This window comes from Fimbriimonadales bacterium, assembly GCA_035559795.1.
In the GTDB taxonomy this organism is placed as follows: domain Bacteria; phylum Armatimonadota; class Fimbriimonadia; order Fimbriimonadales; family ATM1; genus DATMAR01.
The window spans coordinates 338,377-362,118 of sequence record DATMAR010000003.1; the positions used below are offsets into that span (position 1 = coordinate 338,377).

The window sequence follows — 23,742 nt, forward strand, 5'->3', positions numbered from 1 at the left end:
GAATCATAAAATGGAACCAATTCCGAAACTGACTAAGCGCCAAGAGGAAGTCCTAAACTTTATCGTGGATTTCACGAACGAGAAAGGATACCCCCCATCTATTCGAGAAATCGGGAGCCACTTCAGGATTGGCAGCCTTCGAGGCGTAACGGTTCACCTGGATGCCCTCAAACGCAAGGGAATAATCGAAAGAAACAGCACTCCTCGTTCCATTCAAGTAATTCACCCCTTCTATAGCCCCATACGGAATGTAAGGATGCTTCCCCTATTAGGAAATATCGCCGCGGGTACCCCAATCCTGGCGGAAGAGAACATCGAACAGATAATCCCGGTTCCGATAGGAATGGTGAGAAAGATCAAAGGTGCTTTCCTCCTTCGCATTCGAGGGGACTCCATGTCGAGCGAGGGAATCTTCCCGAGGGATTTGGTCATCATCAAGCCTCAAAAAGTCGCTTCGAATGGCGATTTGGTGGCAGTTCTTATAGATGGCGAAGCAACTGTAAAACGGATCTTTTTCGACCGCCCCTATATCCGACTCATGCCGAGTAATCCCGCTTATCAGCCGATTGTCGTTCCTGCTTCGGATGTAACCATCATCGGAAAAGTCATCGGACTATTGAGGGATTACGAGGGCATTTCCTTTTAAACAAGACGGATTTTCTTTTCTCAACTTCGGATCACATTCAATAGACTTTATCATTGTTGCGGGCTGAAGGAAGGATGGGAAAATTTGCCTTTTCCCTTTGTGATGTTTGTTTCTTTGGAGCCATCACGATTTATCGTATAAATATCGCCATTCTTTACATAAATCAACTTTGCCCCGTCAGGAGACCAAGAAGGATCCTCGATAGCTCCCTCTGCAATTCGTCTCGCTTCGGAAATCCCCCCCGGTTTTACAGGGGCAACGAGTAGCCCTTGCGGAACCCAAGCGTCTTTTTGCTTCCGTAAAACAACCATTGCGAGCTCATCTCCAGACGGAGAAAGCGAAATTCCCGCCATCGCGACGTTCCCTTCCTTATCCAGAAAAATAGGATACGGTGCCTCTTTCCCGTCGAGAGAAAAGACGAGAATGGCAGAAGCGAAATCCTTTTCGACTTTCCCCCCCGGTTTGATTTTCTCGGGAGGTATCTGGGAGAGAATCGGATACTGAAAATCAACGACGTTGACGATTGCTCTAGGCGAGTTCGAATCCAAACATACTTCTACCGTTTCACCTGCCAGCGGAACATGCGCAGGGATATCCTGTTCGCTCGACGGTTCGAGATTCTGCACGACCAGGGCTCGCGCCCTCGCAGTCATGTAAATTCCTACGAAATATTTTTCTGTAATATCCACGTATCCTTCTGTAAAAGCCTCACCCTCTAACAATTGAGAAAGTTCGTTCCATGCTTTTATGATTAAATCGTCTTGATGCGAACGGCGCGTCTCCTCCGTTTGCTCCATTCCCCTTTCCATACCAGGCGTCTCCTCCACGATGGCTCCGGGGGGGAATAGCGAAAGCATTTTTAAAGCAGGATATGTAAACTTGAAAACGTTTCCCCTGCTCGTCAAGACGACGAACCCCCCCTTCGGATGCGCCCATGGATGAGATCGCGATGCCCCGTTCGGAGTAAGTTGTTTAGGTTCGTTGTCTCTGTCTGGCAACCATTCGAAAAGTTGATAAGAACCATCGGATGTTCGATTGCTAATGAAAAACACTCTCTTACCATCCGTTTTCCATATCGGGGTTTGGTCGTCATTTTCCGAAGTACTTTCCGGTTCCCTAAACGTGCCGTCTGGTGCTATTGCAACGAGTCTTCCGTTCCCGTTTTCCATTTGTCGGATTGCGACAACATAACCCGCGCTTCTAACGGGAGGAATGTCCACCAAAGAGAGCGTCGACGAACGCGAGCGAACGTAATAATAAACCGCACCCAAAAGCCCGGCAATGGCGACGATGATGAGCGCTCTTAGAGTAAGTCTGTTCACGTTTCCAGTTTACGTTACCCGCTGGTATTCTGAAAGAGAATGCCTTTGTTCGAAGAACAGGAATCGGCTTACATGCCTCTCGCCGCCCGCATTCGTCCCAAAACTTTCGACGAATTCGTAGGGCAAGAGCATATCGTCGGTGAGGGCTCACCGATTCGAAAAGCAATCGAAGCACATGCTCTCGGTTCTGTGATTCTGTGGGGTCCCGCCGGCTGTGGAAAGACGACGCTGGGATATTTAATTGCAAAACAAGAGGATGCGCATATCGAGCATCGTAGCGCAGTCGCATGCGGGATCGCAGAAATTCGGCAGATTGCTAAAGCAGCGAAACTGCGCAAGAAAAAAACGATACTTTTTCTCGACGAGATTCACCATTTCACAAGGACACAACAAGACGCTTTATTGGGATATATCGAGGATGGAACGATTACACTTATCGGCGCTACTACCGAAAATCCAACCTTCAGTTTGGCATCGCCCTTGCTTTCTCGATGTCGGATTTTGATTTTAAAGCCTTTGCGAGAGGAAGATATTATAAAAATAGTTCGGCGCGCCCTGAGCACATTGAATTTAGAATGCTCCGACGATGCTTTGCACTTGCTCGCAAGATGGGCAAATGGTGATGCAAGAGTCGCTTTGAATGCTCTCGAATTATCGGCACAAATAGCACACCCACGAAAGAAAATCGAAGCGGATGACGTTTCCAAAGCAATGAACCGTCCGCTCGTTCGCTACGACGGCAAACAGGATTTGCATTATGATGTGATTTCCGCTTTTATAAAATCCGTAAGAGGAAGTGATGTGGATGCGGCATTGCACTATCTCGCGCGCATGATACAAGCCGGCGAAGATCCACGCTTCATTGCGAGACGTTTGGTGATATTGGCGAGTGAGGATATCGGAAACGCCGAGCCCATGGCTTTATTGATTGCGATGACAGCGTTCCACGTGGTCGAGCGAATCGGGATGCCGGAGGCGCAATTGACTTTAGCGCAAGCGACGATTTTTTTGGCAGCATCTCCGAAATCGAATTCATGTTATTTGGCAATCAAACGCGCATTGGAAGACTTGGAAAAGAAACCTGCCCCCCCAGTTCCTTTTCATTTGCGAGACACTTATAGCAAAATGATCGAAGAAAAAGTCGAAGGCAAACCGGAAACAGAATATTTATATCCGCATGATTACGGCGGATGGGTGAAGCAGTCGTATTTAGCCGAAAACCACGGTTTGTCCTTGCCGTATTACATCCCGATTCCGAAAGGTTACGAAAAGAAAATCAAAGAATTTCTGGATTCATTAGGAAATCCCGAAGAACGATAAATATTTTGTAAAATTTCTCGCAAGGAGCAGTTGAGGCATCGTCTAAAACTTTTTTTCTCAGTCCGGTCCCCTTGCGAAGCAGGGGGAACCTATAAGGAGGGGGTTTTATTCTTTATCGAACACAAAATGATAATGTATTTTTCTTTTTTTTTCCTTCTTTTTTATAAAAAACCAACCACCGACATAAAAAGAGAAAGAGGCTCCGTCTTTTGTAGCAGCGTTTTTTACTGAACGTCTTCGGGCATTTCGGCGAACCTCTTTGCCCGTTTCTCCTCATATGTCGCATTCGACATCGAGAATCTCAATGTGCTCATCCGGTTGTTCCGGATTATTGCGGCTTTTGGAGTGCGCTCTGTCCCGATTCATCATCGAGACAACTCTTTCAGACGGAAGCCTCTTTTTGGAGGCTGCACCTTTTCTGATTCCGCATTTCGGTTTTCACCGATTACGGCTTGCAATTCGAAGTCTTTAGTTCGGTTTCCCGAACTGCGGCTTTTTCTCGCTTAGCCGTTTTTCTCGACTTGCGTCGAGATGCTTTTATCAGAAAGGCAACAGCCTCCAATTCCTACTGTATCACAGATTTTTTGAAATGCGACAAAGAATTTTCGCTTTTTTATTTAGCGGAAAGTGTGTTATCTACGGCTTTTCAGCATAGTTTTCCGCATACTTTTCCACAAACCTGACCACAGTGAGCGATTAATATATTTTGCCGTGAAACTGGTTACAAAACGACCGCGCAAAGCGTTATAGTGTTATGGAGTCGGTCGGGTGGCGGCCCCGATTCAATCGGGGAGGAAAGTCCGGGCTCCACAGGGCAAGGCGCCAGGTAACTCCTGGGCGAAGCGATTCGACGGAAAGTGCAACAGAAACATACCGCCTCGATGAAGTCGAGGTAAGGGTGAAATGGTGAGGTAAGAGCTCACCGGAGTCTCGGAAACGAGACTGCCGTGCAAACCCCGCCTGGAGCAAGGCTGAATAGGAAGGGAATACAGTTGCCCGCTGTCCCTTCGGGTAAGCCGCACGAGTCTCGGTGCGAATCGAGACCCAGATAGATCGCCACACAAATACAGAACCCGGCTTATAGACCGACTCCAATCTTTTTTATGCATTGATTTCCTCGCAATGCGTTAACATAGTAAAAGATGTTTTCAGCAACTGCGTTATTGTTGCTTCTTTCTTTTCCTCAATCAGAAAAGTTTATCGAGGTTTCCTTCGTAACCGACGAGGCTGAAAGCGTTTTAGCTATATTAGAGAAACGTGAGAGGGGGATCGAGATAACGCAACGAGATTGGGACAATTTGTTTTTCTCCGAGGGGTATACGCGATTGAAAGAGAGAGAAGAAAGCATTGGGCGCTCCTTCACCGAAGAAGATTTTCAAAAATTCGTTCTATCCGAATCTCTGATTTCACGAAAGAAGGCCTTGCGAAAAACTCTCGAAACATGGAAAAAGTGCAATCTTATGCTTGCTGCGCAAAAAGCACTTGCCTATCTACCGAAAGACACTAAGATTAAAGCGAAAGTCATCCTTCTTATCAAACCGCAAACGAACAGTTTCGTTTGGGATCTCCAGAACAATCCTGCCGTGATGCTTTACTTGGACACAACTATGAGCCCGGAAGAGTTCGATGCGACAATAACTCACGAATTTCATCATATCGGATATGCGAACTCCTGCCCGAATAAAGAATTCAAAGAATGGCTCAGCAAACAAACAGAGGAAACTCGTAATGCTTTCATGTGGCTCAGCGCTTTTGGAGAAGGTTTTGCGGTCTTAGCCCAAAGCGAAGGGAAAAAGGGCAACCCTTACGGATATTTTCGACGAGATGTTCGGTACGCGTGGATTAGGAATTACGCTAACGTATATAGGGACATGAAAACTCTCGAGGACTTTTTCGATGGCGTATTCAAAGGAAAATGGAACAAAGAGGAAGTGCAAAAGAAAGGCTATGAATTTTTTGGACTATTAGGGCCATGGTATACCGTTGGTTATCTTATCGCTGTAACCATAGAAGACGCATTCGGACGCGCTAAATTAATAGAATGCTTTTCGGATCCGAGAATACTTTTATCGACTTACAACGACGCCGCGAAGAAATTGAAACGAAAACAGCCGCTATTTTCCGAGTCGTTGGTCAAAAAATTCGAAGGGGAGCAAGTATAAACTTATATATCTCTCGACGGACAAATGTCGCGGAGCACGCATTGGTCGTGTTTAGGTTTTTTCGCAACGCAAACGCGTCTGCCATGAAGAATCAATAGATTCGTCAGATTCCCCCAATCTTTTTTCGGCGTAATCGCCATGAGGTCTTGTTCGATTTTTTCCGGGTCTTTTTGTTTCGTAAGCCCTAATCGCTGCGAAAGACGCATTACATGAGTATCCACACCAATCCCCTCGTTGATTCCGAATGCATTGAAAAGAACGATGTTCGCAGTTTTTCGCCCTACACCGGGAAGAGTGGTCAACTCTTCTATGGTTTTCGGAACTTGCCCATTGAATTTTTCCAGAATCGCTTTCGCGCAAGCTTGAATGCTTTTGGCTTTGTTGCGATAAAAGTTAATCGAACTGATGTCTTTTTGCAATTCGGAGAGTGGAGCTTCTGCATAATCTCGCACGCTCTTATATTTTTTGAATAGCGACTCCGTTACTTTGTTCACATGCGCATCGGTCGTTTGGGCAGAGAGGATCGTTGCGACTAAAAGCTCGAACGGAGTTCGAAAATCGAGCGCTGTTTTCGCTCCCGGATATTCCTTTTTCAACCTTTTTAGAACTTCTTTGACTCGGCTCTTCGCATCCATCGTAACCTCCATAAAAATTATAACATGCCTGTCTTTCGAACCACGAGCCTTATAAAAAAGTGTTGTACAATACAAAGAGCCTAAAGGAAATAATAAAGTGTCCGAAATCCAAATCATCGGAGCAGGGCCATCGGGCTTGACAGCAGCGATACATCTCGCCACGAAAGGTTTCGAGGTGCGTGTGAGGGAAAAAAGAAAAGCCCCGGGAATGCGACACCATGGATTTCAAGGTCTCGACAATTGGAGTCACAAAGAAGACGCAAAAGAAGTGCTGAAGGGTTTAGGCATACGTGCGGATTTTTTGCTTCGTCCCGTGTTCGAAGTTCTCTATATAAGCCCGAAAAGAAAAGTACATCCCGTACGTTCTCGCGAGCCTCTTTTCTATCTCGTGAGGAGAGGAAATCACCCCGATTCGTTGGATGCCAAACTTGCATGGCAAGCGATAGAATTAGGAGTTCGAATATCTTACAACGATCCTGTAGCGCAAGCCCCCCCTGGTGCAATAGTCGGAATCGGTCCGACTTCGGCAAAAGCGATTGCCAAAGGAATTCAGTTTCGAACGGATATGCCGGATATCGCAATGTGCATCGTAGACCCCGAAATCGCTCCGAAAGCATATGCTTATCTTCTCGTGCACGAAAAGGAGGCTACATTAGCCGTCATGCTGACGGAAGAATTCAAAAAAGCGAACGATTACTTGAAAAATGCAATCGAAGCATTTCAAAGTATTCGAAAGTTCGACATCGAAGAAGCCACTACTTTCGGTGGAGCAGGAATTCCGTTCGACGCTACTCCGACCATGGGGGGGCAACTCCGTGTAGGCGAATGCTCCGGCGCACAGGACGCCTTATGGGGGTTCGGGCTTTGGTTTGCGATGGAATCCGGTTATCTCGCCGCGAAATGCCTTGTAGAAAACAAAGACTATCGAAAAGAATTTCGAAAAAAACTTCTCCCTAAAATCCAGCGTTTGCTCGTTTGCCGCTGGCTCTTCGAAAGAATTCAACGAAATTCCTATGAGCGTTACTTTGAAATGTTCGAAAGTACGGATGCTCTCGAAGTGTTTCGAAAATATTACGGCAACGCGAGTTGGATGAAGTTTCTATATCCTTTCGCGGTTCGACATTTCCAGGGTTCACTTCCCGAGAATCGTCGCTATTTCAAAGAATTTTTTCTCGACTACTAATCCCGCAGCCTAACTATCTCTTTTCGCAGGAGTGAAGCATCTCCTTTTATCTTTGCTCGGTCGTAGGTAAGAATTCCGTTGATTTCCGTTTCCACGTCTGTGATTTGCGTATAAATAGCAGCGGAGAGGCTATGGTTTTCTTTTAGGTTTTGCAGTTGTTTCAAAAGAGTTATGAACGCTTCCGTATATTCTTTTTCCGAATCGAAAGTTTTATATCCCCATCCTTCTCCGCTCCATGTGTGACCCATAACGCGAAAGCCCAATCCCCCGAATTCTCCTAACACACTCGCTCGATTCTTTTGGGGGGGCGGAGCGGAGGGACCCGGATAATCGTGAATATCCAATACATCCCCGACTCCCCTATCCACCCATCCGCTGGCAGTGTTTACCAATCTCGTCCCGTCGAGACGTTTCACCCATTTTGCGATTCGCGCAGTATCGAATTGACCCCAGCCTTCGTTAAAGATCACCCACATCACGACAGAGGGATGATTGTATAAAGATTCCACCATCGCCTTCAATTCTTTTTCGAATTGTTTCGCAGATTCCGAACTCCGTCGAATATCGGGGTCGTTCACTCCGATAAAACGGTCTCCGCTCGGCATGTCTTGCCAAACGAGCATTCCCAATTTATCGCACCAGTAATACCAACGCGCTGGCTCGACTTTTACATGTTTTCGAATGGTGTTGAATCCCAATTTTTTCGCTATCTCGATATCGTATCGCAACGCCTCATCCGTCGGCGCAGTGTAAATTCCGTCCGGAAAGAATCCTTGATCGAGTACACCGAGCATAAAGTAAGGCTTACCGTTCAAAAAAATTCGCGTTTTGCCTTTTTCGTCCTTCCCGAGCGAAACTTTGCGCATCCCGAAATAACTTTCTGCATGGTCTCCTGAAGAAAGCGAAATGCGCAAACGATACAAATAGGGCGACTCGGGTGACCAGAGTTTTGCTTTAGGAATTTTCAAAACGATGGGGGCATCGCATGATGCGTTTTTTTCTACAATTAGACGTTTTCCATCATAAACTTTCACGGATGCCTTCGTTTGGTGTTTCGAACGATTCGTATTAACTTCTATGACCACTTTTTCTTTATCTATATCCGGAGTAATCCGAAGCGATGCAATATAGGTTTCGGGAACGGGCTCGAGCCAAACGGTTTGCCAAATTCCACTCGAGGGTGTGTAAAAAATCCCCCCAGGTTTCTGCACCTGTTTTCCCCGAGGCTGGGTTCCTTTGTCAGTAGGGTCCCAAACTGCAACGACGATCTCGTTCTCCTGATTCCAATGCAAAGCTTCGGTTACATCGAACGAAAACGGGTCATACCCACCCTTGTGATTTCCGACTTTCTTCCCATTCACCCACACATCGGTTTCCCAGTCTACACCTCCGAAATGCAAAAGTATTCGCCCCCCCTTCCAACTACGAGACAAACCGAAAGTTCTTCTATACCATATGCGCTGGTTCTCGCTAACGCGTTTCATTACGCCCGATAACGAGGATTCTATGGGGAAAGGAACGAGTATTCTCCCATCCCATTTTTGGGGTTCAACCTCGTCTTTAGAACGAATTGCGTATTGCCAAGACCCATTGAGATCGAGCCAGCGTCTCCTTTTCAGTTGAGGTCTTGGATATTCGGCATGTACGCTTTGTGCTGAGACAACTTTCGCCCAACGTGTCGCAAGTACGGGTTCGGGTTCTGCAGTCTGGTTTTGCATTTCGAAAAGCGCAAAGAATGGAATAAAGAAAAACACCTCTTTTTTCGAGTGTACCGCCATGGTATATTCTTCGCATGGGCGGTTAGCTCAGTGGCAGAGCACTTCGTTCACACCGAAGGGGTCACTGGTTCAAATCCAGTACCGCCCACCAAGGAAGTTCATGAAACCTAAAATTTTTCTTGCAATTACGAAAGACCCTCGCGCGCGACTGAGCGATAAAGAAGAAAATTATAAAAGACACCTCGAAGAATGCGGTGCCGAGGTGATTCCGATAGGTGAAGAGACGGATATCGGAATTTCTGCGGACGGGCTCGTGATCATGGGAGGTCCAGATATAGACCCGACAAACTACGGACAAGAAAACGTTGGATGCGAAGAACTGTTATCTCATGAACGGTTCGATGCGCTAAAGAAAGTTTTCGAAAAAATAAAGAACGAAAAGAAACCCATATTGGGAATTTGCATGGGAATGCAATTTTTGAATGTTATGTTCGGTGGTGATTTAGAACAAGATATGGGACACAGCTCGCATCGCGAAGGAGACAATGACAAAGAAATAGAAGTCGCTATCGAACCGAATACCCTTCTTCATAAAGTGCTCGATGCAAAAATCATCACAGTTAACTGCTCTCATCATCAGAGGGTTCGCAATTTAGGAAAGGGCTTGCGCATCGCAGCCACAGCGAACGACGGAACAATCGAAGAAATCGAACACCCCGAATATCCGTTTTTAATCGGTGTTCAGTGGCATCCCGAACGAACTCCCACGTCTGAATCTCGAAAACTTTTCGAAGCGTTCGTCAGCGCCTGTTCACTCCACGCTCAAAGCGCGCTCCGCTAAAATCACCGCCACGAAATCGTCAATCGCAACGGGGGGGACTTGCAAACTGCTCGGAATGAATCTTCGCCATCCCCTCCGAGGAGTAACTTCCCAATATTTTTCTCTTGCGCGAATGGATGTGTCTTTCTCGTCCAATATGAGAATTGCGATGCTCGGCATGATTTCCCGAAGTAACTCTTGCGCAGTGCGAGAATTCGTTCCGTCTCCCACGACAGCGAAATCGAATTCGTATTGATTTCGCAAATTCTCGAGTTGTTTTCGCAATTCATCGAAAGAGAAAACCCCGCGCGCCAAGATTCCCATCTGTTTCGAATCCCCACGAACCACCGCTAAACCGAATTTCCCGCTGCCCGGGTCGATCCCTAAAATCGTCTTCATCTTTCTACTTTAGTGCTTTGCGCTTTAATTTGAAATTCTAACACGAGAGGCTCTGCGGATTTCGTTTGCTTCGATGCGATTGCTTCGAGAACTACTTGTTTTCGTAATCGTCGGATTTGATTCGCCAAATCCGAAAGTTGTTTCGCGGTTGCTGAGCCCAAAGATTCGGGACGTCCGTTCACAGGAATCATCCCGTTTTGCTCCGCTTGTGCTCGGACGTCGCGCGTAATGAATTCCGTAATTTCCTCGATAATTTTTTCGTGAGGAAGCGAACCGTCAATCGTTGCGGATGCCACGAGTTGATTCTCCTCGTAAACCACTCGATTCGTGTGGAAACTGATTTCTAAAGGAACGGGAAGTCGGTTTTCCTGATCCTCTTTGAAATAGTTATAAAATGCCGATGCGAGAAGCACCATCTCCTGCGGAGCGTTCACCACGCGTTCTTTGATATCGCGGATTTGTTCCTGAACCGTGTACTGCACGTATTTTCCATCGGGAAGACGCCGAAGCCGATTGTCTAAAGCCGCCGCTCTGCCGTTTTCGTCCGGCTTGACTCCTCTTTCCAAAGCGGCGATATGAGCCATCCTCTGAACTTCGTCTAAATACATCTGCGCTTCGTCGGAATTCAACCCGGGGGGGATAATCAGCCTCGCCAACTCTTCTCCACGATGAAAGATTAACTGGCTTTGTCGAATCGCTTCGATGTTCCTTACCAACAATTCCATTTGTTTCATCAGATATTCGATTGCACGATTCAGCTCTTGTTCTTCTTGACGAAGTCTCGTAATTTGCAAGCCTAAAGAAAGCACGCGCTCGTCGAGTTCTTGCGCCTCTTTAGTTTTCTCTTGCGCGACTTTTTCCACTTCTTCGATCTGTTTTTCTTTCGTAAGTATCTCTTGGGTTAATTCTAACGAATAGCGATTCAAATCTTCGTATTCTCGTTGCTTATCCTCGAGATTATTAGCTAAAGTCGTATTTTGTTCTTGTAAAGCATGCACTTTTTTATCCAACTCTTCCGCTTGTTTTTCGAGTCGCGCCAAAGAAGTTCTTGCCACTTCGTATTTTCGATTCGCTTCTGCAGTTTTCGCTTCCGCCTTTTTTCGGAGATTCTCCAAACGGTTTTGTTCTTTACGAGCGCTTTCCGCTTCTGTTTTGCGCATCGTCACTTCTTGTGAAAGGGAATCCGCTCGCGTGCGAAGTTGTGCTACTTCTTGTTGGATTTGTGTCCGTTCTGTAGCGAGTTTATTACGCTCTCGCGTTAAATCGTTCACTTCGGCGACGAGTTGCGTCCCTTTCGCAATCCACTGGCGAGCCGGTGCACTGATCGTGACGAAGCCATACACCGTCAAAAGAGGAATGATAGCCCCTACGATTACCGTGAACATCGTCGCCGTGTGTCGCGGACGCAAACCCCAAAGACGCAAGCGCTTTTTGCCTACTCGACGTCCTAAAAGGTCACCCAAGAAGGCAACTAATGCGCCCATCGCCATCATCATTGATAAAAACAAAACCGATGAACTGCTCATACTTTTTCCCTTTAGCGATTTTTACTCCAGATAAGCATCGCTGCAACGATTGTGCCGATTACTACCGGAAGAAATGCGCTTGTAACCGGAGAGATTAGACCTCCTTTTGCGATAATCGTCAAATAATTGTAAAGCATATAGTATCCGAAGATAATCGCCGTGCTTGCTGCCACGCCGACTCCAAAACTTTGCCGTGTTCTTCGTACCGCTGCTGGTGCTCCTACGAGAGCGAATATCACGCCGCTTAAAGGAAAAGAAATTTTCGTCCAATAATCCACTTCCAAATCGCGAATTTTAGATTCTGGTGCAAGTTTCTTTTCCTTGAGTCGAACGATTTCCGCGCCTAATTCACGCATGGAAAGCGCATCGGGGTCTCGATTGCGCAAAGTAAAAACGTCTCGAGGAGTAAACTCGAAACGCGTTCCTTTGGGAGGATTTGCTGTCTCGAACCTCGAAATAGTAACCCCCCCTTGACGGTCGAAATACAAAACTCTTCCTTTTCGAATCTTCCATTCTTTTTCGGGTGTATAAAGCATCTGTTCTGCAACCAAAATCCAGTCGGGATTATTGTCTGGCGTATACCATTCAATCAATACGTCGTACATCATTCCGGTGTCGATAGAAACATCGCGCGCAACGATTTGTCCTCGCATTTTTCCGTTGATGAAGACAGGTTGATGGTGGGGATTGCCGCTGGTTTGTCGCAATCGCCTCGTGATTTTATCCTGGAGGAGCGATGCCTCGATGCTCGCCCGAGGAACGACGAAATCGTTGATGACAAACGATAAAGCGGAAATCACCAACCCGAAAACCGCAACGGGTTTCATCAAATCGAAAAAGCTTGCCCCCCCTGCCATCGCAGCGACTACTTCCGAATCGTTCGAAAGTCTGCCGAACGCGAGCATTCCCGCCAAAAGCCCCGCCATGGGAAAAGTCTTCACGACCAAAGCAGGTAAATAATAAATGCTCAAGGTAACGACCGTCGTGACTTCGATTCCCTTGACGACTAAATCCGTTAAACGAAACAGGTACGTACCTGCAACAAGCAATACTGTAAATAAAGCAACCCCTAAAATCCAAGGGCCTATCATCTCGAGATAAATCCAGCGATGCAAAAGCCACTTCATTTGAATTGTTCCCCTAAGTAATGCTTTCGCACTTCAGGGTTCGAAACGATGGCTTGACGCTCTCCTTGAGCGATGATTTTCCCGTCTACCAAAATGTAGTTGTGGTCGGTTATTCCGAGCGTCGCGCCTACGTTATGGTCCGTGATTAAGATTCCGATGCCGCGCTCGGCGAGTTTGAGAATAATCGCTTGAAGTTCTTCGATGGTTCTCGGGTCTATTCCCGTGAAGGGTTCGTCCAAAAGGATGAACTTCGGATCGCAAGCGAGCGCCCTCGCAATTTCCACTCTCCTCCTTTCCCCCCCCGAAAGAGAACCCCCGATAGAATTGCGCAAATGGCTCATCCCTAAATCATGCATCAATTCTTCGATTCGTTTATCCTGCTCTTTACGAGGGCGATCTTGCATCTCCAACACCAACCGCAGATTCTCTTCTACGGTCAAACGACGGAAGACCGATGCCTCTTGCGGTAGATAGCCGATTCCAGACCGAGCGCGAACATACATCGGCATGCGTGTAATTTCTTTATCGTCTAAAAACACTCTCCCCTCTTGAGGCTTGATAAGACCTACAATCATGTAAAACGTCGTCGTTTTCCCTGCACCGTTCGGTCCTAACAACCCCACCACTTGACCGGTTTCGATATGCAGCGAAACATCGTTGACGACTTTTCGCCCTCTATAACTTTTAGCGAGATGTTCTGTTCGTATGATCATCTTCACTCATACCGCCGTAATACGCGAAACTCCATTGCGAAAACCAGTTCCCTCCAAAAATGGAGAACCATACGGAAGGGGTATTCTCCTTCAGAAATTCTGCTCTGAAATTCAACATCCGTTAAACGCAGGCTCGATTCTGCGGCTATCTTTTTTTCACCAGCGCGTTCCATTCGAAAAGATTCCGGCTCGAAAGTTCCTTCTTTGAATTTCACCACCATCTTAGGAGCGGAAGCCATCCCCCCGCCGAATCCCAGCAGGGGATGGTCTCCTTCGATTTCTACCCCCCCCAACAATGTCAAAGTCCGTGACCCTTTCGAATAGAGCACTTCCGAACATCGCAAATAGGCAGTCCATTTTCGAATTTGCCCCCTCCGATCCTTTGCGCTCCCGGAAAGTTTCCCGCTGACTCCGCCTGAAAATCTCGCCGTTTCGAGTCGTTGCTCGGCAGGAATCGCCTCTTCGCGAGCATCGAAAGTCCCTTCGACTTTATTTGCCGATACTTCGAAACCCCTTGCTGGAAATCGCAAATGGAGCGGCGTTCCTTCCCCTTCGATGTCGCGTGTCTGTTTCGTCTCCCCTTCACGAATTTCGATGCGTCGCAAGCCCCATATTTCTAAATCGCTTAGTTCATCGGAATAAGTGATATCTTCCCCTGATGCTACGATGCGTTGTGCTTCGAACGTGTCGGGTTTGAAATGCACGGAAATCGTCGGAGCCCGCAAAACACCCACTACGGACGGATGAGTGGAACGAACGACGACCCCCCCCGTAAGTGTAAGCGTAGATTTCTCGCGTTCATAAACTGCTTTCGGAGCCTTGACGTTTATCGTTCTCGGGGTCGGCTTTACTCCTACGCGCGCGGATTTCGTCTGCATCTGCCCCGTAACTTTGTTCTGAAACGTCGCGGAGAGCAGCCGATAGGATTCCCCCCCCTCTGTGCTTTCCGGCTCTAATATCCCGTGCACGCTTTCCGCTGTAACCGTCAAACCTTCCTTCGACCAAACTGCTCGAACCGGTTTCCCCTCCGCCCGCATCTCGATAAACTTTCCATCTTGTATCGTGCGCACTTCTCCCGAAACTACGTTCGAAATGACCATGTTCCTCGCTTTATCCGAAAACCAAACGTCTTGCCCTTGAAAAGTAACCCATTCCAAACGCGCTCCCTCTTCGAGTTTTCCCTTCTTTTTCGAAAAACGCGCTTTCAAATTGTCTGCAGGTCCTAAAGACATTCCGTCATAGATCAACCGCACATTGTTCGATGCGGCTATATTTCCAGCATCCGCAGAACCGAATACTCTCTCACATTGCAGTTTAGTGCGTTTATCGTTCGTCTCGGCAAAGACCTTCCCCCTCAAGTCGAATTTCTTTTCGCTTTCATCCGCCCAACCGTATTCCGATGTAATACGCAAATAAGGAAGATTCTCTTGAAAAAGCGTAACTTCGACACCTGTGAGTTTCCCTCGCTTTTCTTCTCTGCTCAAAGTTGCATCGGCACGGTGCGCCTTCAATGCCCACAACTTTTCTCCCGATTCCGAAATCACTTCCATATCCACAGCAGAGGAAACAATTTCGAGCCTCGGGCTGTATTCGTCTTCGGAGCTCGCGGCAACTTGTTCCGGCGAAGGATGCTTCCCGCAACTCCATATAACAGCGGAAAGAACGAATACTATCATGCTGAAATAGACGGTAAGGCGTATAACGTTCTCCTTCTTGCAAATCTTCCCTCGTGTTCGCCTTTCAATTGACCGCATGCAGCGGCTATGTCTTGACCTCTTTCCACTCTTTGCGTTACAGCCACACCTCGTCTTTCTAAAGTCATTCTGAACCTTTTTATTCTTTCGGGGGAAGGACGCCGAAATCCTGATTCCGTTTCCACATAATTAAATGGAATCAGATTAACGAAACACGGTATTCCGCGAACGAGTTCCGAAAGAGCCTCTGCTTGTTCTACTGTGTCATTGATTCCTTCCAAGAGAAGATATTCGAACGTAATTTTCCTTTTCGTAGCGGATACATATTCCCTGCATGCCCCGAGGAGTTCCTGCACGCTCCATCTTTTCGCTACCGGCATGATTTGCCCCCGCACGGAATCGAAAGGCGAGTGCAGAGAAATCGCTAAATGTATCGGAAGGCGTTCCTTCGCCAATCGAAGAATCTGAGGGACGAGCCCTACTGTCGAAACGGTGATGTGGCGATAACTCAATCCGACTTCTTGATGAAAAAGCCGCAGAGATTTCAAAACCGCATCGTAATTGTGCAATGGTTCACCCATTCCCATATATACGACGTGCGAGATTCGCTGCGAAGAAAGTTTCTGCAAAAGAAGATACTGCCCGACGATTTCCCCAGCAGTCAGGTTTCTATCGTATCCACCCAATCCCGTCGCGCAAAAAGCACATCCCATCGCGCACCCCACTTGCGTGCTGAGACAACAACTGACGCGATTTTCGTAGGGCAGCAAAACGCATTCGAATCGCTGATTGTCCCCCCCCGATTCGACCAACAATTTAATAACACCATCGTTGGATTTTTGAGAAACCACACTCCTCACGCTGTTGATGACAGTTCTCGACTCCAGTTCTTTTCGCAAAGAAACCGGCAAATCCGTCATCTCCTCGAAACTCTCCGCCCCCTTTCGGTAAATCCAGGCAGCGAGTTGCTTCCCCCTTACCCGCGAGAGCCTACTGCTCTCGGAATAAGTGGCAATCGGACATAAAAAAGCCACCAATTCTTCGCTGCTCATCCCGCAAAGCACAGGTTTCCGGTCAGGCGGGGATTGAGAAATCACAACAAAAAGTTTACACCCCAGACCCTCCCCTTGACTCAGGTTGCAAAATGTTGTATAGTGGGTTTTGTGCGGTCGAGAAGATCGCACAGCCGAACGTCAGGAGGCTTCGGCTCGGTGTACGAGAGGAAACGTGGAGACTCTTACATCCGGGATGAGAGGCTGAAAGGCGTTCGAGCATCAATCTAAACTCAAGGAGGAGTCGAAAATGAAACGAACGCTGAAAATCGCGCTCGGCGCAGCGTTTATAACGGTGCTCTTCGCACCCACTTTCGCTCAAGAAAACTTCCCCGACGCTCCGGAGTATCACTGGGCTTACCAGCAACTGCTCAACATGAAAAATGAGGGCATTCTGGTCGGCTATCCGGACGGTCTTTTCCGGGGAGGCCGCCCTGCGAGCCGCTATGAAATGGCGGTCGCTATCAACGCGGCTTACGAACGCCTGAAACAAATGGTTGGGGATTTGTCTAACCAAATCACCGCAATTAACCAGAAAATCGAAGACCTCGACGACAGATACGCTTCTAAGGCTGACCTCGCTGCCCTTCGAGACCAACTCGCTTCCCTCCAATCCGACATGCAGAGAATGCGCGGCTGGGGTGACGACATCGAGAACCTCAAGAAGATGGCAGACATGTTCCAAAAGGACTTGGCTGAACTCGGCGTAGATGTCGAGGCGATGAAGAAAGACCTATCCGACCTCGCTTCTCGGGTCGAAGCACTCGAGAAAAGGAAGCCGGCAGTTGATATTCATGGCGACGTGAACTTCATCGCTATTGGTGCCCACAGCACCGATGGTCTGTTCGGCCTGGGTGTCGATGCCCGTATCCTCGGTGCTAGAGACTGGGATGGCGATGGCATTCTTGACGTTGCAGGCATCACCCGAGACTTGCAAATGGGCCATGAACTCGCTTTGCAGTTCGCCGGAACGAACGACACAGGACCTCAATGGCATGCAACCGTCGTAGTAGGAAACTTGCTTGGTTACAATGATGTCGACGGCGACGGCTTTCCTGATTCCTCGTTTTTCGGGGACCAAGGCAGTACACAACTCGGGCTTCCGTTCGACGAGGTCAATGAGTCTGTGTATATCCAAGACCTTGGCGTGAAGTACAACACTTCGATTGGCGGTCAGGAATTCGAAGCCGAAATCGGTCGAATCGGATTCAAAACCGGAAAGTACTTCTTCTACCGCGTGGATAACACCCCGTACTTCGAAAACTGGCGCTGGGACGACCACAACTGGTATTTCGATGGAGGTCGAGTTGGCTTCGACTGGGGAGCCGTTGACCTCGACGTTTGGGTCGGAAAAGTCGGACGAAGTGACACGAATGGCACCACCATCTGGCCCATTTTCTCTGGAGGTCAATTCAACTTCGGCTCGGGTGTTGGACTCCCCGTCGGGTCTATAGTAGTTGACACCACCCTTGGATTCAACTTAGATATAGACATCGGCGAACGAGGCGATATCATGCTCAACTACATCTTCTTGGATTGGGCTGCCCCTGGGTTCGAACCGAGAACCGGTACCCCTGCTGACCGAATCACCGTCTGGGGTGGCGAAGTGAACTTCGACATCACGGACAACATCGTGCTCAACGGTGGCTACAGCCGCTCCGACTGGATGGACAACACCAGCACTGCTCTCGATGAGAAGAACTTTGCATGGTGGGCTCAAATCGGTTGGCAATCCGAACGTTGGGGTCTCTATGCCGGCTGGCGCCGCATCGAACCCTACTTCGCTGCTCCCGGCGACTGGGGACGAATGGCTATCTTTTGGAACCCCATTGACAACGAAGGGTTCTATGGTGGACTCAACGTCAACATCAGCGAGAACGTAAAAGCGAACGTCTCCGGCTACTTCTTCACTGGTCTTCGCGACAGCACTGACCCGGATATGGTTCTCTTCGATGAAGATGACGACATCACCGGAATCATGGGAGACATCGAGTTCAAGATCGGTGAATCGTGGACAGCGATGCTCGGCGCTGAATTCGTGAAGTTCGACTTCGATACCGGAACTGAAGATGAGTACATGTGGTGGCGAGCGGGATTCCGCTGGACACCCGAAAAAGACCACTTCGTAAAGTTCTTCTATGAATTCAGCGACGTGGACTTCGGCCTCGGTACCGACTTCAAAGGTGGATTAGCGACCGTCCAATGGTCTAAGAAGATCTAACCCATCTCCCATCACCTCAGCGAAGCCGGTCATGGATACTCCTGACCGGCTTCGTTCGTATATAAAGAGGAATTCGAGGTGAAACCAAAGAATCGAGAATGGATTCTCGTAACCCGAATTTCGCATTTTCGATAAACCCAACAATTCTCGAATTTCACATCGAGACAAGGAGGTAAATCATGAAACGCTGGAAAATCATCGGAAGCGCTTTTTTAGCCCTCGGAACGGTCGCATTCGGAATCGCTCAAATCGATATCGGTGACATCATAAAAGTCGGCGGAATCGCTCTTCTTATTGATCGGTTCGGAAAAGACATCAATAAAGGCATCAACAAGATTCAAGGTTTTTCCGATTCTCAAGAGATGATGACAAAAGTCGTCCCCATTTTGTCGGCAGGTCAAGGAACGCATATAGGCGCTGCGCAGGTAATGGGTCCACCGAGTTTGGTGAAAAAGGTAAGAGCCGTAGCACAAGTTGAAGGCGCATTATTCGGAAGAGAATTGCGCGTTCGAGCATTGATTCCTGTAGAAGCGAAAGACGTGAGCAAAATCAAGCGCGTGATAGGAGTCGGTGTTAGCGCAGTACTCGATTTGAAAGTTTAAAAACCTGCTCGTCTAAAAAACTACTCGCTTGCGAATCAATTTAACCCACGAGGGATGTATACTTCGCCTTCGTGGGAGATTTTAAATTATTCACTTCCGAAAGCGTAAGTGAGGGGCATCCGGATAAAGTCGCCGACCAAATCTCCGATGCGATTTTAGACGAATGCCTTCGTTGCGACCCAGAAAGTCGCACTGCTATCGAAACGCTCCTCGGCATGGGTTTCGCCGTGATTACGGGTGAAATCAAAACGGAAGGCTACGTGGATATGACCGAGGTCGTTCGCAATACGATTATCGAAGTCGGATATACGGACGCAGAATTAGGGCTCGACGGACGGACATGCGGGGTTTTGGTGTCCGTTCACGAACAAAGCGAAGATATCGGCATCGGAGTGGATTCCGGAGGGGCAGGAGATCAAGGAATGATGTTCGGATACGCCTGCGATGAAACTCCTGAACTCATGCCACTCCCCATTGCATTGGCGCATGCAATCATGCGACAACATGCAAAAGTAAAAAGAGAATGTCCGGAACTCGGTTTTCGTCCCGATGGAAAATGCCAAGTTACCGTTCTTTACGAAGGCGGGAAACCCAAAGCGATACACACTATCGTTTGTTCTTGTCAACACGAAGATAAACTGAGTCGTGAGGAAGTGGAGGAGAGGGCGTTGCGAACGATCATTCGCCCAGCGCTCGAGAAATATCACATGTTCGTAGACATTCCCGATAACATTCAATATCACGTCAATCCTACCGGTCGTTTCGTAAGAGGAGGACCGACTGCGGACAGCGGGTTGACAGGCAGAAAAATCATCGTGGACACATACGGAGGTTTTTGTCCCCACGGTGGGGGGGCATTTAGCGGCAAAGACCCGACGAAAGTCGACCGCAGCGGTGCGTACATGGCGCGTCATGTTGCAAAATGCGTCGTTTCTGCCGGACTTGCGAAAAAAGTCCAGATTGCGCTCGCGTATGCGATTGGGCGCGCAGAACCCATCCATATTTCGGTAGAAACTTTCGGAACAGAAACGATGCCCGTTGAAAAAATCGAGGAGAAAATCAAAAACCGGTTCGATTTTAGCCCACGCGCCATCGCAGAATATTTGGGGCTTCGCTCGCCGAAAGTGAAATATCTTCCCACGGCGAAAAATGGTCATTTCGGACACCCTGAATTTCCATGGGAAAACACGGATGCAGCAAAGGATTTGTTGTAAATCATCTATGTTTTTCAACGCTGAAACATTTCAGACAATTCTATCGGTATTCTATTTCTATCAAAAGCGAGGAGTAAAATGAACACAGCCACACTTTTTCTCATATTTTCTACATTTTCGACATTCCTGACTCCCCCTTCGCAAGTTCTGGAAGAGGCGAGGTTGATGCAATACCCCGACATTTACGGTGAAAGAATCGTCTTCACCTATGGCGGCAATTTGTGGCTCGTTCCTGACGAGGGGGGGGTAGCGCGTCAAATCACGACGAGCCCTGGTCTCGAATGGACGGCGAAATTTTCTCCTGATGGAAAATGGATAGCCTTTACCGGTCAATACGAAGGAAACTCCGATGTTTACATCATCCCAAGCCAGGGGGGGGAACCGAAGCGTCTCACCATGCACCCCGATACAGACCAAGTCGTCGAATGGACGCCTGATGGGCAATCGATCATTTTTATTTCACCTCGCGAGAGCAAGAATGGGCGCTACCGTGAAGCGTTTACGATCTCGATAAAAGGTGGAACCCCTGAAGTCATTCCCATGGGCGAATCCGGCCTGCTCTCTCCTTCACCGGATGGAAAGGCATTTGCCTATAATCGCATTTCCACGGAATTCGCCACTTGGAAACGATACAGAGGCGGTCTGCAAAGTTGGATTTCTTTTTACGAACCTTCCACGAACCGTTATTGGGAATTGCCGCACGAAAAAGGCGACCGTTCGGCTTATTTATGGCCCATGTGGGTAGACCATCGCGTTTATTACGTAAACGATTCCGATGGCATAAGAAATCTCTATGTGTATGACACGAAAGCGCAAAGGAAAAAACAGCTCACGCACTTTACGGAATACGATATCTCATGGCCCAGTTATGGTTCTGGAAAAATCGTTTTCGTGCGTGAAGGGAAACTGTGGACACTCGATATCGAAACGGAAAAGATTCGAGAAGTCAAAGTTCGCATTCTTACGGATTTGCCGGAGACTCGTCCGCGAAGAGTTTCGCTTGCAGGAAATGTGCGCGACGTTACGATTTCACCTTCAGCAGTGCGAGTCGCAGTCGAAGCGCGAGGTGAACTTTTCAGTGTTCCCGTAAAAGAAGGTGTAACGAAAAACTTTTCGAATACCACCGGAGCGAGAGAGCGCTTTCCTCGCTGGTCTCCCGATGGGAAATGGATACTTTTTGCCAGTGATAAAACCGGCGAATACGAATTCTATATTCAAAAATCCGATTTATCGGAAGAGCCGATCCGAATCACGCAAGGCAGCAACCGTTTTCTCAACCCCCCCGTTTGGTCACCGGACAGTAAAAAGTTTTTCTATACGGATTCTTCGAATCGTGGCTACATCGTAGACATCGAAACGAAAGAGAAAAAAACCATCGGCAAGCCTGAATATCCTGCATATGGCGATGCGGTTTGGTCTCCCGATTCGAAATGGCTCGCTTACAGTCGCTCAGAATCTACTGGTTTCAGTAGAATTTACATTTACGATGTCGAAAAAGGACAAGAAACATTAATCAGCGAAGGAATGTTCGACGATACGAATCCTGTTTTCGACGCTACCGGCAAATATCTCTTTTTCGTCTCGCGCAGGAACATCGGCTTTGCAAGCGACGTTTTCGAGTTATCGCCCATAGCGACGAACACGGACATGATTTTAGGCTGGACGTTGAAAAAAGAAACACCTTCTCCGTTCGCACCTAAAGACGAAGGGGAAAAAATAGAAGAAAAAGCGAAAGAAGGCGAAGGACAAAAACCGACAGAACAAAAACCAGAGCAGAAACCAGAACAAAAACAACCCGGAAAACCAGAACCTCCGAAAGTAGAAATCGAAACGCAGGGAATCCATGAACGCGTGTTCGTCGTTCCTATCCCCCCCGGAAGTTACCAACTCGTCGCCGCTCCTAAAGGAAAAATTTTGTACACTTCTGCACCGACATTCGGGATGCAAGGGGGATCTCCTACGCTATTTTCGTTCGATTTAGAATCGAAACAATCCGCGCCGATTCTTTCGGGCTTTTCTGCACTCGCTTTCACGCCGAATTACGACAAAATGGCGTACCTATCCGGAAGCGCAGTCGGGGTGGTGCCCGTGGCTCCTAATCAAAAGACTACGGATGGACGCGTGCGAACGGACGACGTAGAGGCAAGAATAGACCCGCGCGCTGAATGGAAACACGGTTATTGGGAAGCGTGGCGATACGTTCGAGATTATTTTTGGGCAGACAACATCGCAGGACTCGATTGGCAAGCCATTGGAGAGCGTTATGCGAAATGGCTACCTCATGTCGCGCATCGAACAGATTTAGACCAATTGCTATGGGAAATGTTAGGAGATTTAGGAACAGGACATGCCTATCTTCTTCGCACCGGTTTCGGCGCTCGCCCCGGTCCGCAAGTCGGTTTGTTGGGAGCAGATTTCGAGAACACCGCGCAAGGATTGCGTTTCAAAAAGATTTATCGAGGACATCCATGGGATTCGAACCGTCGTGCTCCATTGGGAGAACCCGGACTCAACGTGAAGGAAGGAGATTTTCTTCTTGCAGTTGACGGAATCAAACTCGGACCGAACACCAGTTTAGACGACCTTCTCGAAGGAAAGGCAAACAAACTCGTCGAACTCACGATTAACTCCACACCGAGTGAAGAAGGCTCCCGAAAGATTCTCGTTCGACCTATTGCAGATGACGTAGAACTTCGTTATGCAGATTGGATCGATAGCCGTCGGAAATACGTAGAAGAAAAATCGAACGGGCGCATCGCTTATGTGCATGTTCCCGATACTGCTTTTGGCGGAATCGTGGAATTTTGGCGAATGTTTTATCCCCAAGTGGATAAAGACGCGATGATTATAGACGAGCGCTACAACGGTGGCGGATTCATCCCCGATTTCTTCATCGAAAAACTCAGCCGGAAACTTCTGACCTATTGGAAGCCTCGGGATTTGGGAAGTTTTCGTTCACCGAGCGCCGCGATGTTAGGTCCTAAAGTGATGCTCATTAATGCATATGCAGGTTCTGGGGGGGATGCTTTCCCTTATTTCTTCAAAAAGCGCAACATCGGTCCTCTAATCGGAACGCGAACTTGGGGGGGCTTGATTGGCATTATGGGTGTACGAGACTTGATGTGCGGTGGTGGAATTACCGTTCCTCAATTCGCAATGTGGGACTTGGACGAGAAAGGCAGACCACGTTGGGTAGTGGAAAACATAGGAGTCGAACCGGATATCGAAGTCGACAACCGTCCGGATCTCGTCGCACAAGGCAAAGACCCTCAATTGGATGCTGCCATCGAGTATTTGCTCAATGAACTCAAGAAAAATCCCCCCCGCAAACCGAAAGAGCCTCCTTTCCCGGGAGTTATCGATAAATAAATAAATCTCGTGACATCTA

18 protein-coding genes, 1 tRNA gene and 1 other RNA gene are annotated in these 23,742 nt (G+C 48.0%); 11 read left to right on the top strand and 9 right to left on the bottom strand.

The features are described 5' to 3' along the window. The first annotated feature begins 10 nt into the window (after nucleotides 1–10). Nucleotides 11–646, top strand: coding sequence for a transcriptional repressor LexA (gene lexA / locus VNK96_02205; protein ID HWP30529.1), 636 nt, complete (start codon nucleotides 11–13; stop codon nucleotides 644–646). A 50-nt stretch (nucleotides 647–696) separates the two neighbouring features. On the opposite strand, the gene VNK96_02210 is transcribed toward lexA, so the two are convergent. Continuing rightward, nucleotides 697–1,968: a DPP IV N-terminal domain-containing protein gene (locus VNK96_02210; GenBank protein HWP30530.1), complete on the bottom strand. Its 1,272-nt coding sequence runs from the start codon at nucleotides 1,966–1,968 to the stop codon at nucleotides 697–699. A 39-nt stretch (nucleotides 1,969–2,007) separates the two neighbouring features. Here VNK96_02210 and VNK96_02215 point away from each other — a divergent pair, with 39 nt between their 5' ends. The 3 genes from VNK96_02215 (at nucleotide 2,008) to VNK96_02225 (ending at nucleotide 5,450) form a co-directional block, all read left to right on the top strand. Beyond that, a complete protein-coding gene (locus VNK96_02215; GenBank protein HWP30531.1) occupies nucleotides 2,008–3,288 on the top strand; it encodes a replication-associated recombination protein A in 1,281 nt (426 codons plus the stop codon). Between the two features lie 756 nt (nucleotides 3,289–4,044). After that, nucleotides 4,045–4,385, top strand: an RNA gene (gene rnpB, locus VNK96_02220) — RNase P RNA component class A. Between the two features lie 45 nt (nucleotides 4,386–4,430). Then, on the top strand, nucleotides 4,431–5,450 hold the full coding sequence (locus VNK96_02225; protein HWP30532.1) for a DUF5700 domain-containing putative Zn-dependent protease: 1,020 nt from the start codon (nucleotides 4,431–4,433) through the stop codon (nucleotides 5,448–5,450). Nucleotides 5,451–5,452: 2 nt separating this feature from the next. Here the strand turns inward: VNK96_02225 and nth are convergent, their stop codons facing one another. Further along, entirely contained in the window at nucleotides 5,453–6,085 is a 633-nt protein-coding gene (nth, locus tag VNK96_02230; protein ID HWP30533.1) for an endonuclease III, read from the bottom strand. A gap of 97 nt (nucleotides 6,086–6,182) precedes the next feature. Here nth and VNK96_02235 point away from each other — a divergent pair, with 97 nt between their 5' ends. Continuing rightward, nucleotides 6,183–7,268 (top strand): NAD(P)/FAD-dependent oxidoreductase, encoded by a 1,086-nt coding sequence (locus tag VNK96_02235; GenBank protein HWP30534.1) that lies wholly within the window; start codon nucleotides 6,183–6,185, stop codon nucleotides 7,266–7,268. Here the strand turns inward: VNK96_02235 and VNK96_02240 are convergent. Beyond that, nucleotides 7,265–9,046, bottom strand: a complete 1,782-nt coding sequence (locus VNK96_02240) for a glycoside hydrolase family 2 TIM barrel-domain containing protein (GenBank protein HWP30535.1) — start codon at nucleotides 9,044–9,046, stop codon at nucleotides 7,265–7,267. The two genes, VNK96_02235 and VNK96_02240, sit on opposite strands and share 4 nt — an antisense overlap. A 16-nt stretch (nucleotides 9,047–9,062) precedes the next feature. Between VNK96_02240 and VNK96_02245 the strand changes: the two genes are divergently transcribed. Both VNK96_02245 and VNK96_02250 read left to right on the top strand, forming a co-directional pair. Further along, nucleotides 9,063–9,137 (top strand) — tRNA-Val (locus tag VNK96_02245). Nucleotides 9,138–9,146: 9 nt separating this feature from the next. Beyond that, nucleotides 9,147–9,827, top strand: coding sequence for a gamma-glutamyl-gamma-aminobutyrate hydrolase family protein (locus VNK96_02250; protein HWP30536.1), 681 nt, complete (start codon nucleotides 9,147–9,149; stop codon nucleotides 9,825–9,827). Here the strand turns inward: VNK96_02250 and VNK96_02255 are convergent. Genes VNK96_02255 through rlmN form a run of 6 tightly spaced genes read right to left on the bottom strand, consistent with a single transcriptional unit; the run spans nucleotide 9,798 to nucleotide 16,362 of the window. Beyond that, nucleotides 9,798–10,205: a crossover junction endodeoxyribonuclease RuvC gene (locus tag VNK96_02255; protein HWP30537.1), complete on the bottom strand. Its 408-nt coding sequence runs from the start codon at nucleotides 10,203–10,205 to the stop codon at nucleotides 9,798–9,800. The genes VNK96_02250 and VNK96_02255 overlap by 30 nt on opposite strands. After that, on the bottom strand, nucleotides 10,202–11,731 hold the full coding sequence (locus VNK96_02260) for a DUF3084 domain-containing protein (GenBank protein HWP30538.1): 1,530 nt from the start codon (nucleotides 11,729–11,731) through the stop codon (nucleotides 10,202–10,204). The genes VNK96_02255 and VNK96_02260 overlap by 4 nt, the downstream gene beginning before the upstream one ends. 11 nt (nucleotides 11,732–11,742) lie before the next feature. Continuing rightward, nucleotides 11,743–12,858: an LptF/LptG family permease gene (locus VNK96_02265; protein HWP30539.1), complete on the bottom strand. Its 1,116-nt coding sequence runs from the start codon at nucleotides 12,856–12,858 to the stop codon at nucleotides 11,743–11,745. Next, a complete protein-coding gene (gene lptB, locus VNK96_02270) occupies nucleotides 12,855–13,571 on the bottom strand; it encodes an LPS export ABC transporter ATP-binding protein (GenBank protein HWP30540.1) in 717 nt (238 codons plus the stop codon). The genes VNK96_02265 and lptB overlap by 4 nt, the downstream gene beginning before the upstream one ends. 2 nt (nucleotides 13,572–13,573) lie before the next feature. Beyond that, nucleotides 13,574–15,247 carry an LPS export ABC transporter periplasmic protein LptC gene (gene lptC / locus VNK96_02275; protein HWP30541.1) on the bottom strand — a complete coding sequence of 558 codons (1,674 nt, stop codon included), beginning with the start codon at nucleotides 15,245–15,247 and terminating at the stop codon, nucleotides 13,574–13,576. Then, nucleotides 15,244–16,362, bottom strand: a complete 1,119-nt coding sequence (gene rlmN, locus VNK96_02280) for a 23S rRNA (adenine(2503)-C(2))-methyltransferase RlmN (protein HWP30542.1) — start codon at nucleotides 16,360–16,362, stop codon at nucleotides 15,244–15,246. Before rlmN ends, lptC begins: the two co-directional genes overlap by 4 nt. Nucleotides 16,363–16,567: 205 nt before the next feature. On the opposite strand from rlmN, the gene VNK96_02285 reads away from it, so the two are divergent. The 4 genes from VNK96_02285 to VNK96_02300 all read left to right on the top strand — a co-directional run bounded on the left by VNK96_02285 (nucleotide 16,568) and on the right by VNK96_02300 (nucleotide 23,723). Next, nucleotides 16,568–18,538 carry an S-layer homology domain-containing protein gene (locus tag VNK96_02285; protein ID HWP30543.1) on the top strand — a complete coding sequence of 657 codons (1,971 nt, stop codon included), beginning with the start codon at nucleotides 16,568–16,570 and terminating at the stop codon, nucleotides 18,536–18,538. A 179-nt stretch (nucleotides 18,539–18,717) separates the two neighbouring features. Continuing rightward, nucleotides 18,718–19,140: a hypothetical protein gene (locus tag VNK96_02290; protein ID HWP30544.1), complete on the top strand. Its 423-nt coding sequence runs from the start codon at nucleotides 18,718–18,720 to the stop codon at nucleotides 19,138–19,140. A 71-nt stretch (nucleotides 19,141–19,211) separates the two neighbouring features. After that, on the top strand, nucleotides 19,212–20,354 hold the full coding sequence (gene metK, locus VNK96_02295; protein HWP30545.1) for a methionine adenosyltransferase: 1,143 nt from the start codon (nucleotides 19,212–19,214) through the stop codon (nucleotides 20,352–20,354). 78 nt (nucleotides 20,355–20,432) lie between these two features. Next, nucleotides 20,433–23,723, top strand: coding sequence for a PDZ domain-containing protein (locus tag VNK96_02300; GenBank protein ID HWP30546.1), 3,291 nt, complete (start codon nucleotides 20,433–20,435; stop codon nucleotides 23,721–23,723). Nucleotides 23,724–23,742: the final 19 nt, after the last annotated feature.

Bases quoted from the DNA above. Each gene is read 5' to 3' on its own strand.
- lexA (HWP30529.1), top strand. From the start codon at position 11: ATGGAACCAATTCCGAAACTGACTAAGCGCCAAGAGGAAGTCCTAAAC.
- VNK96_02215 (HWP30531.1), top strand. From the start codon at position 2,008: ATGCCTTTGTTCGAAGAACAGGAATCGGCTTACATGCCTCTCGCCGCC.
- VNK96_02225 (HWP30532.1), top strand. From the start codon at position 4,431: ATGTTTTCAGCAACTGCGTTATTGTTGCTTCTTTCTTTTCCTCAATCA.
- nth (HWP30533.1), bottom strand. From the start codon at position 6,085: ATGGATGCGAAGAGCCGAGTCAAAGAAGTTCTAAAAAGGTTGAAAAAG.
- VNK96_02240 (HWP30535.1), bottom strand. From the start codon at position 9,046: ATGGCGGTACACTCGAAAAAAGAGGTGTTTTTCTTTATTCCATTCTTT.
- VNK96_02250 (HWP30536.1), top strand. From the start codon at position 9,147: ATGAAACCTAAAATTTTTCTTGCAATTACGAAAGACCCTCGCGCGCGA.
- VNK96_02255 (HWP30537.1), bottom strand. From the start codon at position 10,205: ATGAAGACGATTTTAGGGATCGACCCGGGCAGCGGGAAATTCGGTTTA.
- VNK96_02260 (HWP30538.1), bottom strand. From the start codon at position 11,731: ATGAGCAGTTCATCGGTTTTGTTTTTATCAATGATGATGGCGATGGGC.
- VNK96_02265 (HWP30539.1), bottom strand. From the start codon at position 12,858: ATGAAGTGGCTTTTGCATCGCTGGATTTATCTCGAGATGATAGGCCCT.
- lptB (HWP30540.1), bottom strand. From the start codon at position 13,571: ATGATCATACGAACAGAACATCTCGCTAAAAGTTATAGAGGGCGAAAA.
- lptC (HWP30541.1), bottom strand. From the start codon at position 15,247: ATGATAGTATTCGTTCTTTCCGCTGTTATATGGAGTTGCGGGAAGCAT.
- VNK96_02285 (HWP30543.1), top strand. From the start codon at position 16,568: ATGAAACGAACGCTGAAAATCGCGCTCGGCGCAGCGTTTATAACGGTG.
- VNK96_02290 (HWP30544.1), top strand. From the start codon at position 18,718: ATGAAACGCTGGAAAATCATCGGAAGCGCTTTTTTAGCCCTCGGAACG.
- VNK96_02300 (HWP30546.1), top strand. From the start codon at position 20,433: ATGAACACAGCCACACTTTTTCTCATATTTTCTACATTTTCGACATTC.